This is a genomic window from Dactylosporangium sp. NBC_01737 (genome assembly GCF_035963215.1).
Lineage (GTDB): Bacteria > Actinomycetota > Actinomycetes > Mycobacteriales > Micromonosporaceae > Dactylosporangium.
Map to the genome: position 1 here is coordinate 10,607,692 of NZ_CP109153.1, position 16,133 is coordinate 10,623,824.

Genomic DNA, 16,133 nt, shown 5'->3' on the forward strand with positions numbered 1-16,133 from the left:
CCAGACATCTGACGTTAACTACCTCCATCACCTCTCGTCAACGCCCCGTCGGCGCTGAATTAGCGCATTCCGCCTCCGGATTTGTGTTATACATCTGATGTAACGCGGATCGGGGGCGACCGCCGTTGAAGGTCTGTCAGAGACGTCGACGGCCCCGGTGCCGCCGTGGCAGTGCCACGGCGGCACCTGCGTGCCGCCACCCGGCGGTGCCCGGCACGTCGGCACGCCGGTCAGCGAGGGGTGAAGTCCTGGTTGGTGCCGGGCGCGTTCTTGCACTGCCACTGGTCGAGCTGCTGCCCGAGCGTGCTGTTGGCGCCGTACACGTCCAGGCACAGGCCACTGTTGCGGTTCTTGAACGAGTACGAGCCGTCGGACTGCTGGACCGGAAGCCAGAGGCTGTTCGGCGCGCTGTTGGGTGCCTGCTGAACGATGTTCGGGACCCCGGCGGCGGTCGAGCCGCCGGCCACGGCCACGTCATAGCCCGAGTGCTGCGCCTGCAACCGGCCGTAGCCGTCCGCGACCGGCACGAACTGGAACTGCTGGTTGGTCTGCCCGTTGCAGGTCCACTGGGTGACCGCCGCGCCGGCCGCCGTAGACATGCCGCTCACGTCGAGACACAGGCCGTTGCTGGAGATCCCGAGCCGGCGATAGCCGGACGGGTAGCCCACCGGCTGGGTGGACCCGGTCGCGAACTGCCACCAGTTCAGGTTGAACAGGGACCCGCTGCCGCCGGTGAAGCGCAGATACAGGTCGTGGGTGCCGGTCGCGTTGCCGACCGGGCACGACACCGTGGTCCACGTCTGCCAGCCGCCGGTGCCGGACACGGTGCACGTCCCGGCGAGCGTGCCGGTCGCGCTGTCCAGCCGCACCTCGATCCGGCCGCCGGCCGCGCCGGAGGCCACCCTGGCGCTGAACGAGCCGGCACCGGTGCCGAAGGCGACGCCCTTGACCTTGATCGAGTCGCCGTTGTCGATCCAGCCGACGTTCATCCCGCCCTCGCTGGAGGCTTCGGTCTCGATGCCGCTGCCCCAGGCGATGGTCTCGGCCTCCTGGCGCACGTACGGGTCCAGCGTGCCGACCTGCGGTGCGCCCGTCGTGGTCATGTTGATGGCCGGGATGGTGCCGTCGGCGTTGTAGCTGAACTTCTCCACCGCGACCGAGCGGGTGTAGCCGCCACCACCGGGCAGCGCGCCGTTGTGGTAGAAGAAGTACGAGCCACCGTTGAAGTCGATGACGCCGGGATGGTTCGTGAAGCTGCTGCCCTGCGTCGACATGATGGTGCCGCGGTAGGTCCACGGCCCCGTGGGTGCCGGCGCGGTGGAGTAGGCGATGAACTCCGAGCAGCACTTCGCCGCGAACACCATGTAGTACAAGCCGTTACGCTTGTAGAACCAGGGCCCTTCCTCATACAGCGTCGGCCGGTTGGCGTCCCCGGAGCGGGTGCCGAACCCCGCGGTGGTGAGCTGGATCTGCGCCGGGCTGCCCGAGTACGACGTCATGTCGGCGTTGAGCTTCACGTACCACAGGTGAGGGTTGCCGTAGAACAGGTACGCCTGCCCGTCGGTGTCGATGTAGACGGTCGGGTCGATCTCGGCGTTCTGGATCAGCGGCCGGCCGATCGCGTCACGGAACGGCCCGGTCGGGCTGTCCGCCACCCCCACCCCGATGGCCTGCGAGCCGTTGGACATCCGCACCGGGACGTACCAGTAGAACTTGCCGTTGCGCTGCACGGCCTGCCCGGCCCACGCGTCGGAACTCGCCCAGCTGAACGTCGCCAGGCTCATCGGCGAACCGTGATCGGTCCAGTTGACCATGTCGGCCGAGGACCAGACCCGCCAGTCGCGCATCGTGAAGTAGCTCGAGCCGTCTTCGTCGTGCCCGGTGTACAGGTAGACCCGGCCGTTGTGGACCAGCGGAGCCGGGTCGGCGGTGTACACGTGCTGCACGATCGGGTTGTCCGCCCTGGCGACGCCCGGGAGCAGCGCCGTGACGCAGAACAGGACCGCCGCAACAGCGATCGCGCGCCTCGAGGGTCGCCGGGATGTGGGTGTCACTGTGTCACTCTCCAATCGGGCCGGGACGAGGACCGTGGTGGCGCCGGCCGGGCGGGGCCGCGCGCCGGCGCCACCGGTCATCCGTTCAGCTGCGCAGGCTCCACTGCTGGTTGGCACCGCCGTGGCAGGACCAGAGCTGGAGCTTCGTGCCGTTGGCGGTGGCGGCGCCGCTGACGTCCAGGCACAGCCCGGACTGGACCCCGGTGATGGTGCCGTTGGCGGCCAGGTTCCACTGCTGGTTGCTCTGGCCGTTGCAGTCCCAGATGACGACGGTGGTGCCGTTCGTCGTGCCCCGGCCGTTGGCGTCCAGGCACTTGTTGCCGTACACCTGCAGCTGCCTGGCCGAGGTGTAGGTGAAGCGCTGGTTGGTGCCGCCGTGGCAGTCCCACAGCTGCACCTGCGTGCCGTTGGTCGTGCTGGAGCCCGGCACGTCGACACAGCGACCCGACGCCGCACCCGCGATCATGACGTTGGACTGGCCGGTCGGCGGGCTGCTGCTGGACGGCTGCGGGCTCGACGGCGGCGGGCTGGACGGCGAGCCACCTGCGAAGGCGGAGATGAACCGCCAGGCCTCACCCTTGGTCCACGTCCGCACGCCGTCCTCGCAGCCGGAGCACCCGTCCACCGCGCCGGGCCCGTGGCCACCGTCGAACGCGGCCCACTGCACCGGGTATCCGGCACGGCAGGAGTAGGCGGTGGTGATGTGCCGCCCGCTGCCCGGCGCCGGCTCCGCGGGGTTCTGGGCGGCGCAGCCGTTGTTGCGCACGAACGTGTCGCGCAGCGCCCGCCCCGACGAGATGTTGAGGACGTTGTCGGAGATGCCGTGGATGCCGAAGTACCCGATCGGCTGGGTGCCGCCGCTGCAGCCGGACAGCTGCGCGCCGGAGTACACCACGACCGCCCGGAAGACGGTGGCCCGGCTGCACGCGATGGCGTAGCTCATCCCGCCGCCGTAGCTGAAGCCCATGGCGAACAGCTGCGTGGTGTCCACACACAGGTCGTTCTCGATCATCCGGACCATGTCGTCGGTGAAGGTGACGTCCTGGCCGTTGCTGTTGGCCCAGCCGTTGCCGATGCCCTGCGGGGCGACCAGGATCGCGCTGTTGTTGGACTGCTCCTGCATGCCGTAGTAGGACCACGCGGTGCCGCTGGACCCGCCGGAGGACACGTCCTGCATGGTGCCGCCGCGCCAGTGGTACCCGAAGATCAACCGGTACGGGCGGGTGTTGGTGTACCCGTCGGGAATTCGCAGGATGAAGCTGCGGCTCTGGCCACTGCTCTGGATGGTGTACGAGCCGTTGCGCAGCGTGGGGGTCTTGCCGCAGCCCGCCGTCGTCGCGGCGGAGGCGGACGGGACCGTTGTCGTCATGACGGCGAGCGTTCCTGTGACGACCGTCGCGACGGCGGCGAGCACCGCGAGCCATCGGGGGACCAGGCGTCGTTTCTGGACAGTTCTCACAGCAGTGGCTCCTTGTTTGGCGGCGATTGGCCTGTCCTGCGCGAGCACGCGACCCGAAACATAGGTCGTATGACGTATGGCGTCAAGCGATGCAGCACTTTCGATGGATCACTCGCCCGGACCGAGGAAAGTTTCACGGCCACGAGGCGGCGGGGCGATCCGCCTGGCATCGAAGTTGCCCGATAACAATCAGACATCTAACGTACGACGTCTGATGTATACGGACCACGGAGAGGCCAGATCAGATGTTGCGAAGAGCGAATCGGCGCGGACGGGTAGCGGTCGCGATCAGCGTCGCGGTGGCCGCGGCGAGCGTGCTGACAGCGGTCGCATCCCCGGCACAGGCCGCGACGGCGATCACGATCAACGGCGCGTCGGGAGGGCGGGTGTTCGACGGCGTCGGCGCGGTCAGCGGCGGCGGGGGCAACAGCCGGCTGCTGGTCGACTATCCGGAGCCCCAGCGCGGCAACATCCTGGACTACCTGTTCAAGCCCGGCTACGGCGCGGCGATGCAGGTCCTCAAGGTGGAGATCGGCGGCGACACCAACTCGACCTCCGGCGCCGAGCCCAGCCACGAACACACGCGGGGCAGCATCAACTGCAACCGGGGATACGAGTGGTGGCTGATGGAACAGGCCAAGGCCCGCAACCCCAACATCAACCTGGTAGGCCTGGCGTGGGGCGCCCCCGGCTGGATCGGCAACGGCAACTTCTGGTCCAACGACTCGATCGACTACCTCCTGGCGTGGCTGGACTGCGCCGGCACGCACGGGTTGACGATCAACTACCTCGGTGGCTGGAACGAGAAGGGCTACAACGCCACCTGGTACAAGAACCTGCGCTCCACCCTGAACTCCCGCGGCTACGCCAACGTGAAGCTGGTGGCCTCGGACGACTTCGGGTGGGCCGCCGCCGACGAATCGCTGCGTGACCCCGCGTTCGCCGCCGCCGTGTCGGTCTTCGGCAGCCACTACGTCTGCGGGTACCGCAGTGCGCAGAGCAGCTGCCCGAGCTCTGGCAACGCCGTGTCGACCGGCAAGGCGCTGTGGGCCAGCGAGAACGGCTCCGACGACTACAACGCCGGCGCCGCGGCGCTCGCCCGCGGCGTCAACCGCGGCTACATCGACGGGAAGATGACCGCCTACATCAACTGGCCCGTCATCGCCGCCATCACCCCCAACATCCCGTGGGCCACCACCGGCGTCGCCGTGGCTCCGCAGCCGTGGTCGGGCTACTACTCCATCGGCCGGAGCACCTGGGTCATGGCCCAGACCACGCAGTTCACCGCCCCCGGCTGGCGGTACCTCGACGCTTCCAGCGGCTACATCGGCGGCAACCGCAACAACGGCAGCTACGTCTCACTCAGGTCGCCCGGCAACGGCGACTACAGCACCATCGTCGAGACTCAGGACGCCACCGCGGCGCAGGCCCTCACCTTCAGCGTGACCGGCGGGCTGTCCACCGGCACGGTGCACGTGTGGTCCACCAACGTGCGCTCCAGCAACCCCGCCGACCACTTCGTGCGCGGCAGCGACATCACGCCGTCCGGCGGCACCTTCTCACTGACCGTCCAGCCCGGCTACGTGTACAGCATCACGACCACCACCGGGCAGGGCAAAGGCACGGCGACCAGCCCCGCGCAGGGCAACCTGAAGCTGCCCTACAGCGACACCTTCGACGGCTACGCGACCGGCCGTGAGGCGAAGTACCTCATGGACCAGCAGGGCTCCTTCGAGGTCACCGGGTGCGGCGGCGGGCACACCGGGCAGTGCGTGCGCCAGATGTCGGACCAGGCGCCCATCTACTGGACGTCCGGCCACGCCGAACCGTTCACCCTGCTGGGCGACCTGACGTGGCGCAACTACACCTTCTCGTCGGACGTCATGCTGGAGAAGTCCGGCTACGCCCAGCTCATCGCCCGCGGCAACACCTACAACCATCAGGGCCCGCAGAACCTCAACGGCTACTACTTCCGGGTCTCCGACAGCGGCGCCTGGTCCATCCTGAGCAACAACACCAGCGGCAACTGGCGGACGCTGGCCAGCGGCACCACGCCGTCGTTCGGCACCGGGCGCTGGCACACGCTGTCGCTCACGGTCAACGGCAGCACCCTCAGCGCCTCGATCGACGGCACCACCGTCGGCAGCGTCTCGGACACCACCTGGGTGGCCGGACAGATCGGCTACGGCACCGGCCAGGGCGTGACCGCACAGTTCGACAACCTGTCCGTCACCGCGGCCGGCGGTTCGACCGGCCCCACCGGCGAGCTGCGTGGCGCCGGCTCCAACCGGTGCCTGGACGTCAACGGCGCCGGCCAGGCCGACGGCACCGTCGTGCAGATCTGGGACTGCAACGGCGGCGCCAACCAGCAGTGGACGCTCACGTCGAGCAACCAGCTGACGGTGTACGGCAACAAGTGCCTCGACGCGAACGGCACCGCGTCGGGCTCCCGCACCCGGATCTGGACCTGCAACGGCGGCACCGGCCAGCAGTGGCGCCTCAACGCCGACGGCACGATCGTGGGCGTCGGCTCCGGGCTGTGCCTGGACGTCAACGGCGCCGGCACGGCCAACGGCACCGCCGTGCAGATCTGGACCTGCAACGGCGGCGCCAACCAGCAGTGGATCCGCAACTGACGCCCTGACGTCCGATCCGGCGCGCGGAATGCGCCCCGGGGCCCGCCGGCAGTGCGGGCCCCGGGACGCGTGCGTCAAGGGCGGACCGGGCCACCGGCCGTCCGGACCGGCGCCGGCGCGGGACGCAGCGCGCCGATCGCGGTGCGCAGCCGGGCCTGGAGCCGCTCGTCGTCGCGGACCAGGTCGTCCTGGCCGCCGAACCGGATGCGTTTGTCGGTGGCCAGGTACGCCTCGAGGCGCTCCACCGCCTGCGTCGCCTCCAGCCGCACGACCAGGTCCACGGCGGCTCGCGCGGCCGCATGATGCCAGTACTCGAACCCGGCCGGCGCCGGCAGCACCGCCGCGACGACCTCCTCGACACCCACGTCGCCCAGCCGGTGCCGGACGTCGATCACCTGCACCTTCAGCCATCCGATGTCGGTGCCCTGCAGATCCCGCAGCAGCGGCAGCAGCGACACGGCACGCTCGCCGAGCGCTCCGGCGAGCGCGACGGCCTGCTCCGGCGGCTGCCGATGGGTCAGGGCGGCGGCGAGAATCGGCAGGATCTCGTCGTGGTCGCCGTCGAGCTGGTACAGGACGCCGGCGATGGACGTGTTGCTGCGCAACCGTTGTGGTTGCTCACGGACGTGACGGCGCAGGCCGGGCAGCAACGGCCGGGCCGCGGGGCCGAGCTGCGGCAGCAGCGCGAGCAGGTAGGGCTCATGCCCCTCGCCCTCGGCGGTCAGGGAGGCGGCGACGATGTCCAGCAGCGCGCCGGCGTCGCCGGTCAGCTGCCACAGGGCGAACGCGGCCTGCCCACGGTCGAACGGGCGGAATCCACGCTCCGCGCAGGTGCGCACGGCCGGGACCGCCGCCTGCGCCCCTGGCCCGCCGATGTCGGCGATCGCCCGGCACAGCGCCCCGGCGACGACCCGGTCACGGGTGTTCTCGTACTCGAGCGCGGCGGTGAGCGGGCCGAGCGCCGGCACCGCGTCGGCGCCCCACGCGCCGAGCTGCCCCGCGAGCCAGCTGACCTCGGTGTGGCCGTACTCGTGCCCGCCGCAGCGCTCGACGCGTGCGGCGAGGGCGGCGAACAGCGGCGTGCCGAACGGGGTGCCGTGTGCCGCAACGCCCGGGCGGCCCGCTCCATGCCGGTGCGGTCCCGCTGCCACGCGTCGGCGAGGACCGTGCGCCACCGCGGGTCGTCGACCCACAGCAACGCGTCCAGCGCGGACTCGTCGGCGGCGTTGGCGACCCCGTCACGGGCCGCGTCGGCCCGGTCGTTGCCGGCGACCAGGTCGACGAGCTGGTCCGCGACGAGCGCCGCGGCGGCCCCGGCATCGCGGACGGCCCCGGCGGCGAACCGCCGGACCCTGCGGCTCGGGTCGGCCAGCAGCGGTGCGAGGAACGGCACGAACCGCGCCGGCGCCTGCCGGGACCTGCGGTTGAGATCCGCGACGGTGAACGGGACCGCTTGGCGGACCTGCTCCGACGCGCTGTGGACGAGCAGCTCGAGCATCGCCCGCGGGGCCCGGCCGGGGTGCACGAACGTACGGAGGATCTCGCCGCGCGCGTCATCGGTCCAGGCGCCCCCGGCCAGCGGGTCACCGCCGCGGAACGCGTCGACCACCGCCTCGGTGAGCCGCTGCGGCCACCGCGCCTTCGCCTGCGACCACCAGCCCGGCATCCACACGGTGGCCAGCCCGGCGGCAGCCCTCACCGCCGCCGGGCGCTCCTTGACCGCGGCCCGGATCAGCCGCTGCCCGGCGTCGAGGTCGAGCATGCACACCGCGAGCAGCAGCGACGCCCGGACCCGCGGGGACTCCTCGGCCACCCACCTGGCGTGCAACGCGGGCAACGTGGCCGCGGCGTGCCCCGGATGCCGGGCGAGCAGGTACGCGACGGTCTCCCGCACCTCCGGCTCCGGATCGTCCAGCAACGCCGGCAGACCGGACACGTGTGGGTCGACAGCGTCCCGCAGCCCGGCGGCCGCCAGCCGGTGCAGGACGCTCTGCCGGTGCGCCGCGGCAGGGTCGTGCACGAGCGCGACCAGCGCAGGCACCCGCGCCTCCAGCGTCGCGTCGTCGATCCCGATCAACGCGACGACGGCCCGGTCCGCATCCGGTCCGGCGGCGGCCAGCGCGCCCAGCAGATCCTCGACGGAGTCCGGCATGGTCGTGCAGTGTAGGCGGGGCCGCCACCCACTCGGCCGGCGGCGGCGCGGCGAGCCGGCTTGTAGCATCGACGGCCACGGCTACGCGGCGGCTCCGGCAGGCGGCGGCGGTCACCTTCGGGTGGATCGTCGTGTCCGACGCGCTGCACGCGGACACGGGATCGTAGTCGCACTCCCCCGCCGGGTCGACGCTGAACGCAAGCCGCGGCCCGGCGGCGGGGGCCTTCGAAGAAGAACTCGGCGACGGCGACCGCGGTCTCGAACTCCGTCGCGCCGTAGACGGGCCAGTAGTACAGCCGGCGCTCAGTCACCGGCGCCGGCGAAGTTGTGCGGGGCCAGCTGGCGCGCCTCGGAGCCGTCGGCGTCCGCGATCCACGTGCCGCGCCCTCCGACAGGGCCGAACGGACCAGGCAATGACCGGCCGCCACGGGGCGCCGAACTCGCACCGGAAGCCGCGACCTGGCAATCACGCCTGGTAGGCCACCAGGCGTGGCGAGAGGCGGTAGGCACGCGGCCGATCCGGATCCTGCAGGGCCCGCAAGCGCTCGACGACGGGCACGACCACGGAGCGCCAGGTCGAGTCGTCGACATTCCAGAGATACGACCACTGGCGCTCTTCAATGGTCGTCGCAAACTCGTTCGGCGACTCCTCGAACCTCGTCGACGCCACCCAGGCCACGCCCGCGGGTCGCAGATCGGCGGCCGCCGCCGCGGCGTCCAGTGTCGGCGCGATGTCCGGCCGGTCGTCACGCAGCGGCGCAAGGGGCGCCACGGCCGCGTTCATGTCGTCGTCATCGGGAATGCGGCGGGGAATGCCGTGCACTGCCACGACCCGCCCACCGGGCCGCACCACACGGGCCGCCTCCTCGATGGCACCGTAGACGTCGCCGATCGCGTGCAGCGCCGTGACGAACACGACGTTGTCGACGGAGGCGCCGGCGAACGGCAGCGCGGTGGCGTCGGCCTGCGCGACGGTCGGGCCGAGGCGTTGCCGCGCGTGGCGCAGCATGCCACCGGACAGGTCGACCCCGAACACGGTGAGGCCGAGCGCCCGCAGCGCGACGGAAACGACGCCGGTGCCGACGCCGACCTCGAGCACCGTTCCCGGCGACAGCCAGGGCTCGATGTCAGCGGCCAGCACGACGCCGCGCTCGGCGCCGCCGCGCCGGTCATCGTACCGGTCGGCGATGCGATCGAAGGAACGTGACGAGCGCCCGTTCATGCCGGAGACGGTATCGCGTTCAGGCCCGCCGGAGGACGGCGACTCTCCCTCCCCCGACAACCTCCGACCACAACGCTTGCGTTGCGTCGGTGACGGCCTGCCATCCAACACGCAGCGGAGAGCCGAACGAGCTGTCTGCCGGCATGGTGAACGGGGCAACGCGGGCAACCGACATCGATGGGACGATGGCGGCATGGATCATCGAGGTCGGCTGCATGCCGCGCGCCGCGCGCTTGTCGGGCTGGTCGTGGTTGTTGTGGTGCTCGGTGCGCTGGCCGGCGTCGTGTACATCCTGCCGGCGCACATCGCGCCACGCGCCGCCTTCGGTGGTGCCGACGACGCCATCCGTGCTCAGAATGACGTGCGAGGGACTCTGCTGCAGGCGTTGGCCGGGCTGGTGCTGGCGATCGGCGCATATGTCACCTGGCGTCAACTCCTCATCAGCCGCGACCAGCTCAGGCACAATCTTCGATCGACAACCGATCAGTTGAAGGCGACCCAGGATCAACTGGCGGTGGCCGCGCAAGGCCAGATCACGGAACGCTTCACGCGGGCCACCGATCAGCTCGGCAACGGCCAGATCGTCGTGCGGCTGGGTGGCATCTACGCGCTTGAACGCATGGCGAAGGACTCGCCGGCGGATGCCACGACCATCGCGGAGATCCTCGCCTCCTACATTCGTCAACACGCACCCCTGCCCGGCGACCGTGACGCGTCCAGCGGGCAGCAACCGGATGTGCTCGACGTCCCACTCCTGGTCACCCGCGCCGCCGACGTGCAGGCCGCCCTCACGGTGCTGGCACGAAACGGGATCCGTCCCGAAGCGGAGCCCCTGCGGCTGCTCGGCGTGGACCTTCGCCGCGCCGATCTGGCAGAGGCCAACCTCATCGGCGCCGACCTGGAAGGAACCCGACTCGGACGGGCATGGATGCGCGGAGCACAACTGGACGGTGCCGACCTCACCAGCACGGATCTACGGGAAGCCGATCTCGCCGACGCCAGCCTCGAAGGAGCAGACCTGACCGAGGCACTGCTGCAGGGAACGAACCTCGCAGGCGCGTCGCTGCGCGGGGCCACCCTCGACACGGCACACCTCACCGGTGCGCTGGCAGACGAGACGACCATATGGCCCACCGGACTCGACCCCCGAGCGGCCGGAGTCGTGTTCGGCAATTCCGCAGGCTGAACGGCTCCGTTGCGTTGAGCGTTGCACCGCGTTGCGGATGTCGGCGGGACTGTTCTGTTGATAGCTTCCGCGGGGCGATGGTTGACGTGCGGCACTCTGCGATGGCGGTGGCTGGTCTTGAGTTCGGCAGCTTGTGATGGTGCGGTCCTCTAACTCGAAGCGGTCTCGTGCGGTGTTGATCGGCGCCGGCAGTTACGACAATGCGCAGTTGCCCGATCTGCCTGCCGCTGCGCGGAATGTGGCGGCGCTCGGCGGGCTGCTGGCAGTCGACGGTTGGACGCAGGTGGTGGACCCGCTGGACGTGGCGGCGGTGCTGGACCCGTTGCGAACTGCGTCGCTGCAGGCCGAGGAGCTGCTGGTGGTGTATTACGCCGGGCACGGTCTGCTGCTCGGGCGGCGGCGGGACGAGCTGCATCTGGCGGTCGGTCGCAGCGATTTGGAGAAGCCGTGGACGGCCGTGCCGTACGCGCAGGTCGCTGATCTGGTTCGAGACAGCGTCGCAACGGTGAAGGTGGTCATCCTGGACTGCTGCTACAGCGGTCGTGCGACCAGTGTGCCGTTGATGACGGCCGGGCCTGGGGTGATGGAGCAGGTCGACGTCGAAGGCGTGTACGTGATGACGTCGAGCCCGGCGACGCGCCCGTCGTACGCGCCATCGGGCTCGGCGTTCACCGCCTTCACGGGCGCGCTGCTGGACGAACTTGCCGCTGCGGCGGACGGCACCGACGGTCAGGTGGGCGGGTCATCGCATGGGGCAGCAACCGTTGCGGGGAGCGGGCGGTGCCGGGCGGGCTGTCCCGAGTAACGGCAATCGCCGCCGGTGGGCTTCACTGCCTGGCTCTCGACGTTGACGGCCGGGTCACCGCGTGGGGCGACAACACGTACGGCGAAACGCGAGTCCCTGGCACCCTGGGCCGGGTCGTCGCCATCGCGGCCGGATCGCATCGCAGCCTTGCAGTCGACGTCGATGGCAAACTCACCGCTTGGGGCAAGGTCGGCCGGCCTTCACGACCCTCCCGTGCTGCGCCGCCCAAGGGACTGGACAGGATCATTGCTGTCGCCGCCGGCGAGTGGCACGACCTGGCCCTCGACGTCGACGGACAAATCACTGCCTGGGGCGACAACAGCCGCCAACAGACCGAGGTACCCCCAGGACTGACCGGTGTGACAGCGATCGCCGCCGGCGGGCACCGCAATCTCGCCATCGTCGCGGACTGAGCTTGCCGTTGAACTCGCGTGCGTTCAGCGGTGAGCCTTCCCCGCCTTGATGGAGCCGCGCCGTACGTGCGACACGCCTGCCGTGATGGAGCGCCAGACCTGCAAGCGCGGCCGGAGTACTGATCAGAGCTGAGCGTGAGTCCCGTCCTGCTCAGCGCTTCGCTGCGCGGCCCGCCACCGGCCCAGGAAGAAGCCCGCGACGAGCGCGATGAGCCCGGCGATCCACAGCGACGTGCTCGTGCCCGCCAGCTCCTCGTCGAAGGAGCCCCCGAACGACGTGATCAGGCGTCCACGATTGACGGATCTCGTTGCGAACAGACCGCAGTCAGGCGTCGCGTTCGCGAAACGCCGCCTCGGCGTCGAGGACCAGGCAGCCGGCCACCCGCATCGTGGTCACGGTCCGCTCATATTCGCTGTCGTCGCAGAGGAACATGACCCTCGAGGTCAGCCGGTTGAACGGCACGCCGAGACCGTCGGCACTGTCAAGCAGCACCCAGCCAGGCTCGATCGTCCAGAACTCACCAACACCGTCCTCGGACGCGGCTCGCTCGGTCACGCCCCATCATGGCAGCGCCAGTTCGTTGCCGTCACCCCTTTGATCGCCGCATCTGCCGTCGTACGCGCACAGACCGGCCGATTGCTGCGGCTCGGCCTAACCTTGACGTCATGCCTGTCCATCTCAACCACACCATCGTCCATGTGCGTGACCGGGACCGCTCCGCCCGGCTCCTCGCCGAGCTGCTGGGCCTCGCGGATCCGGTTCCGTACGGTCCGTTCCTGGTCGTCGAGCTCGCCAACGGCTGCTCGCTCGACTTCGTGCAGGAGGACGGCACCGTCCACCCCCAGCACTACGCGTTCCTCGTGTCGGAGGCGGAGTTCGACGAGATCTCCGCCCGCATCCAGGCACACGAACTGCCGTACTGGGCCGATCCGTACCACCGACAGCCGGGAAAGATCAACACCAACGACGGCGGGCGCGGGCTGTACTGGGAGGACGCCGACCGTCACAACCTCGAGATCATCACCGTGCCGTACGGCGGCTGAGGCCGGGATTCACGTGGCGTTGTTCAGCGACCACGCTGCGCGCCGCCAGGACGGACCCGCGTATGCCGGCGGGTCCTCGCGTTCCGACTTGATGCTGTGCCACTGCGCGGGCCAGTCGGCGGCGGGTCCGGCGAGCATCGCCCGCGCCGCGGCGGCGCTCTCGTCGGGTCGTCCCGCGTCCCAGGGAGCGTGCACCCAGATCTGATATTCGTCCGGCTCCTCAAGTTGTACCTCGAGCTCGCCGCCGTCGGTCGTATGGACCTTGACACCCTTGATCCCTGGCGGCAGGGCCAGGCCTGCGAGGATGAGCCGGCCGGCCCGGTGCGCCGCGCCCTCCCAACTGTGATCGGCGCCGACGCGGGCCACCTCGGCGTCGTACGCCACGGCATCGAACAGCGTCGTGCGCCGCTCGCCTTCCCAATGCGCGCCTCGCCGGCCCCATTCCCAGCGAACCGTGCCGCCCTCGCGGCAGATGCGCGCCTCGATGGCGAAGCAATCCGGGCCGCAGCTCGGGCAGCACGCGATCGTCGCAGTCGTGACCTCGCCGGTCGCCACGAAGCGGTTCAGGGGCACCAGCGCGTCCCACGGGCCTGGGCCGTCGTTACCGTCGGCGCGGCTGACGTCGACGCCGTCGATCCGCACAATCACCACCGGCCTGGACACGCCGGGCCGGCGGTGCAACGCCTGTTCGACAGACAACGACAGCAGCGACAGCACGACCGCACCCTACGGCAGCTGCGTGCCGGACCGGGCGCGGCCGCCGTACGTGGTGGCGGGCGGGCGTGCCACGGCGGCCCGGGTGTGCGCTGCCCGGCGTTGATCAGATGCCGGTCCGGGGGGCACATGCACATGCATCTGAACCTGTACCGTGCTCGCGTGACGACGCCGCCCTCTCCCACCGGCCCGAACCCGGACTTCCCCGCATGGGGTCCACCGGACGCCCCTGCACCGGGTATGCCGACCTCCGGTATTCCCGTGTCCGGCATGCCTACGTCTGGGACACCCGCCTCCGGCTTTCCCGCGTTCGGACCGCCCACCTCCGGCATGCCCGCGTACGGACCGCCCACCTCCGGCATGCCCGCGTACGGGACGCCGGACGCGTACGGAATGCCGCCCGCCGGTGCTCCCCATTGGAACGCGCCGGTCACCGGTGCCGTCATCGGCGGCCCGGGTACAGGGTGGCCGAGCGGTGACCGGCTCACGCCCACGAGGTCGAGGAACAAGCTGGTCGTCGGCGTCGTCGCCGTCGTGCTCCTGCTGGTATGCGGTGTCGGCGGGGTCGCGGCCTTTGTCAGCGGTGACCCTGAACAGAAGAAGACCTCCTCAGGTGCGACCGGCAACGCATCGGCGAGCCCGACGCCGAGCAAGGCACCGGAGCCGCTGACCGCCACCGCGTACCAGGCGCTCCTGACCGAGGCCGACGCGCTGATGGGGCCGGCGTGGCAGAAGGTCGCCGCGGCGAAGAACCAGGCGGCGACGGTCGAGGCCGCGCAGGCGCTGGCCGACGCGGTCAAGTCCAGCGGCCCCCGGTTCGCGTACGTCACCCCGCCGAAGGAGGCGGCCGCCGGCCATGAGCAGCTCAAGCGGGCGTTCGACTCGCTGAGCAGCGACTTCAGCACGCTGGCCGGGTCCGCGAAGTCGGGCGAGATCTGCGCCGGTTCCTCGGCGGTCGCCCAGGTGACCGGCTCGCAGTCGGCGACCTACCTCCGGGAGGCGGCCAAGGCCTTCGGGTCCACCTTCACGTTCGGCGCGTGGCTGCCGGCACCGGTCGCCCAGCAGACCCGCACTCTGGCGAACGGCACCATGGTGAAGAAGGGGACCCTCAACGGCTCAGGCGAATTCACGATCAACAACAGCGGCGGCGAGACCGACGTCGTCGTGAGCCTCGTCCCGAACGGCGCCAAGGTCGCGACCTTCACGGTCTACGTCTCGGCCGGCAAGACGTTCAAGGTCAAGCGGGTCAAGGACGGCAGCTACCAGGTGTACATGGCCACCGGCGTCGACTGGGACGCGGGCGCCGCCGGGTTCACCCGCTCCTGCGAGTTCGAGAAATTTGCGGACATCTTCGATTTCAAGACCACGAGCAGGCAGTACACCACCTGGGAGATCACCCTCAAGGCCAGCATCGGCGGCAACGCCGACACCGACTCGGTCGACCCCGGCGACTACCCGCAGTGATCAGGTTCCACGACGTTCGCCGGCTGCCAGGCTGAGCAGGAAGCACGCCGCCCCATCCCGCGGTCCCCGGGCTTACACAGCACCGCCCGGCGACCGCGGGATGGGGCGGGTGTTGTGCTGAGCCGTGGCGGCAGGTCCACGCGGCGCAGCGACGACCTGGCGGCCTGGAACGGCTCCCAGGTCTCCGTCGACTCGAGGCAGACCGACTGCCCCGGCACCGAGACCGCGTCACCGAGCGGCCCGACAAGGCTCTGCTTCAATGCCAGGGGCCGCCGAGCAGGGTCGGCCACCGCATCGACGCGGCGCACCGGTTCAGGTACGCCTCGGTCTGCGGGCTGAGGTTTCCGGGCGTGCTCGGCAGCGGGCTGGTGAAGAAGGACTCGGGGACGTCGGCGACCTGCCCGGTGGCGATGTCGATGCGCTGGTTGCCGGTCTCGCCGCTGAACAGCACGAGATCCCCGTGGAGCGAGAACACCGGTGCGCGGTTGTGCACACCGGCGGTGGTCAGTTGCCGCTGGTTCGTGCCGTCGGCGGCGGCAACGCCCGGCTGCACAATTCAAGCGAAGATCTGGTACAGGTAACGCAGCGATATCTGGTGTGCGGCGGCGATCATGCGCGGCGACAAGGCGGGGTCACCGAGTCGCCGGGTGATGAACTCGTGGATACGGACTTGAAGTACCCGTTGACGCGTCTCCCCCGGCAGGGCATCTTCGCACTCGAACTGGTGGGCACATACCGCGTTCAACAAATCGACCGTGACGGTCCCGAGTCGAGCGGCGTCCTGCGGACGATACGTCGGTTCGTGCCGAGTCAAGTCGACCAGATACTGAGCGAACAGGGCTCCTACTCCGTCCTGGACGGACAACGGCACCGCAATGAGCCGGGCGAGCGTCGCCGCGGGCAAGGGCAGCAGTCCCGCCAAGAGAAAGAAAGGTTCTGCGAGGTTCGGCAACCAAGGCAGCATCGATCTGTCCGCTCCAGGAA

At 70.2% G+C, this 16,133-nt stretch carries 15 protein-coding genes; 6 read left to right on the plus strand and 9 right to left on the minus strand.

Translation table 11 applies throughout. The annotated features are described in order from the left end of the window. Positions 1 to 230 precede the first annotated feature (230 nt). The gene (locus tag OHA72_RS48750) at positions 231 to 2,018 is read right to left on the minus strand and encodes a family 43 glycosylhydrolase (protein WP_327011810.1); all 1,788 of its coding nucleotides are present in this window, start codon (positions 2,016 to 2,018) and stop codon (positions 231 to 233) included. Between the two features lie 121 nt (positions 2,019 to 2,139). Beyond that, entirely contained in the window at positions 2,140 to 3,513 is a 1,374-nt protein-coding gene (locus OHA72_RS48755) for a ricin-type beta-trefoil lectin domain protein (protein ID WP_442788411.1), read from the minus strand. A gap of 245 nt (positions 3,514 to 3,758) precedes the next feature. On the opposite strand from OHA72_RS48755, the gene OHA72_RS48760 reads away from it, so the two are divergent. Then, positions 3,759 to 6,149, plus strand: a complete 2,391-nt coding sequence (locus OHA72_RS48760) for a ricin-type beta-trefoil lectin domain protein (RefSeq protein WP_327002910.1) — start codon at positions 3,759 to 3,761, stop codon at positions 6,147 to 6,149. Positions 6,150 to 6,223: 74 nt separating this feature from the next. On the opposite strand, the gene OHA72_RS48765 is transcribed toward OHA72_RS48760, so the two are convergent. The 3 genes from OHA72_RS48765 to OHA72_RS48775 form a co-directional block, all read right to left on the minus strand. After that, positions 6,224 to 6,988 carry a hypothetical protein gene (locus tag OHA72_RS48765; RefSeq protein ID WP_327002911.1) on the minus strand — a complete coding sequence of 255 codons (765 nt, stop codon included), beginning with the start codon at positions 6,986 to 6,988 and terminating at the stop codon, positions 6,224 to 6,226. Next, entirely contained in the window at positions 6,916 to 8,301 is a 1,386-nt protein-coding gene (locus tag OHA72_RS48770; RefSeq protein WP_327002912.1) for a hypothetical protein, read from the minus strand. The genes OHA72_RS48765 and OHA72_RS48770 overlap by 73 nt, the downstream gene beginning before the upstream one ends. A gap of 466 nt (positions 8,302 to 8,767) precedes the next feature. Then, a complete protein-coding gene (locus OHA72_RS48775) occupies positions 8,768 to 9,631 on the minus strand; it encodes a class I SAM-dependent methyltransferase (RefSeq protein ID WP_327002913.1) in 864 nt (287 codons plus the stop codon). A gap of 85 nt (positions 9,632 to 9,716) precedes the next feature. Here OHA72_RS48775 and OHA72_RS48780 point away from each other — a divergent pair, with 85 nt between their 5' ends. The 3 genes from OHA72_RS48780 to OHA72_RS48790 all read left to right on the plus strand — a co-directional run bounded on the left by OHA72_RS48780 (position 9,717) and on the right by OHA72_RS48790 (position 11,927). Beyond that, positions 9,717 to 10,709 carry a pentapeptide repeat-containing protein gene (locus OHA72_RS48780; protein WP_327002914.1) on the plus strand — a complete coding sequence of 331 codons (993 nt, stop codon included), beginning with the start codon at positions 9,717 to 9,719 and terminating at the stop codon, positions 10,707 to 10,709. A gap of 172 nt (positions 10,710 to 10,881) precedes the next feature. Beyond that, entirely contained in the window at positions 10,882 to 11,514 is a 633-nt protein-coding gene (locus tag OHA72_RS48785) for a caspase, EACC1-associated type (RefSeq protein WP_327002915.1), read from the plus strand. Beyond that, complete coding sequence (locus OHA72_RS48790; RefSeq protein ID WP_327002916.1) at positions 11,490 to 11,927, plus strand: RCC1 domain-containing protein; 438 nt, start codon at positions 11,490 to 11,492, stop codon at positions 11,925 to 11,927. Before OHA72_RS48785 ends, OHA72_RS48790 begins: the two co-directional genes overlap by 25 nt. Before the next feature lie 325 nt (positions 11,928 to 12,252). On the opposite strand, the gene OHA72_RS48795 is transcribed toward OHA72_RS48790, so the two are convergent. Further along, complete coding sequence (locus tag OHA72_RS48795) at positions 12,253 to 12,483, minus strand: hypothetical protein (protein WP_327002917.1); 231 nt, start codon at positions 12,481 to 12,483, stop codon at positions 12,253 to 12,255. Between the two features lie 110 nt (positions 12,484 to 12,593). On the opposite strand from OHA72_RS48795, the gene OHA72_RS48800 reads away from it, so the two are divergent. Continuing rightward, positions 12,594 to 12,971 (plus strand): VOC family protein, encoded by a 378-nt coding sequence (locus tag OHA72_RS48800; RefSeq protein ID WP_327002918.1) that lies wholly within the window; start codon positions 12,594 to 12,596, stop codon positions 12,969 to 12,971. A gap of 9 nt (positions 12,972 to 12,980) precedes the next feature. Here OHA72_RS48800 and OHA72_RS48805 read toward each other — a convergent pair whose 3' ends face one another. Continuing rightward, positions 12,981 to 13,688 (minus strand): hypothetical protein, encoded by a 708-nt coding sequence (locus tag OHA72_RS48805; RefSeq protein ID WP_327002919.1) that lies wholly within the window; start codon positions 13,686 to 13,688, stop codon positions 12,981 to 12,983. A gap of 267 nt (positions 13,689 to 13,955) precedes the next feature. Between OHA72_RS48805 and OHA72_RS48810 the strand changes: the two genes are divergently transcribed. After that, a complete protein-coding gene (locus OHA72_RS48810; protein WP_327002920.1) occupies positions 13,956 to 15,149 on the plus strand; it encodes a hypothetical protein in 1,194 nt (397 codons plus the stop codon). Between the two features lie 256 nt (positions 15,150 to 15,405). On the opposite strand, the gene OHA72_RS48815 is transcribed toward OHA72_RS48810, so the two are convergent. Next, complete coding sequence (locus OHA72_RS48815) at positions 15,406 to 15,702, minus strand: TolB-like translocation protein (RefSeq protein ID WP_327002921.1); 297 nt, start codon at positions 15,700 to 15,702, stop codon at positions 15,406 to 15,408. A 3-nt stretch (positions 15,703 to 15,705) separates the two neighbouring features. Next, complete coding sequence (locus OHA72_RS48820; RefSeq protein ID WP_327002922.1) at positions 15,706 to 16,101, minus strand: hypothetical protein; 396 nt, start codon at positions 16,099 to 16,101, stop codon at positions 15,706 to 15,708. Positions 16,102 to 16,133: the final 32 nt, after the last annotated feature.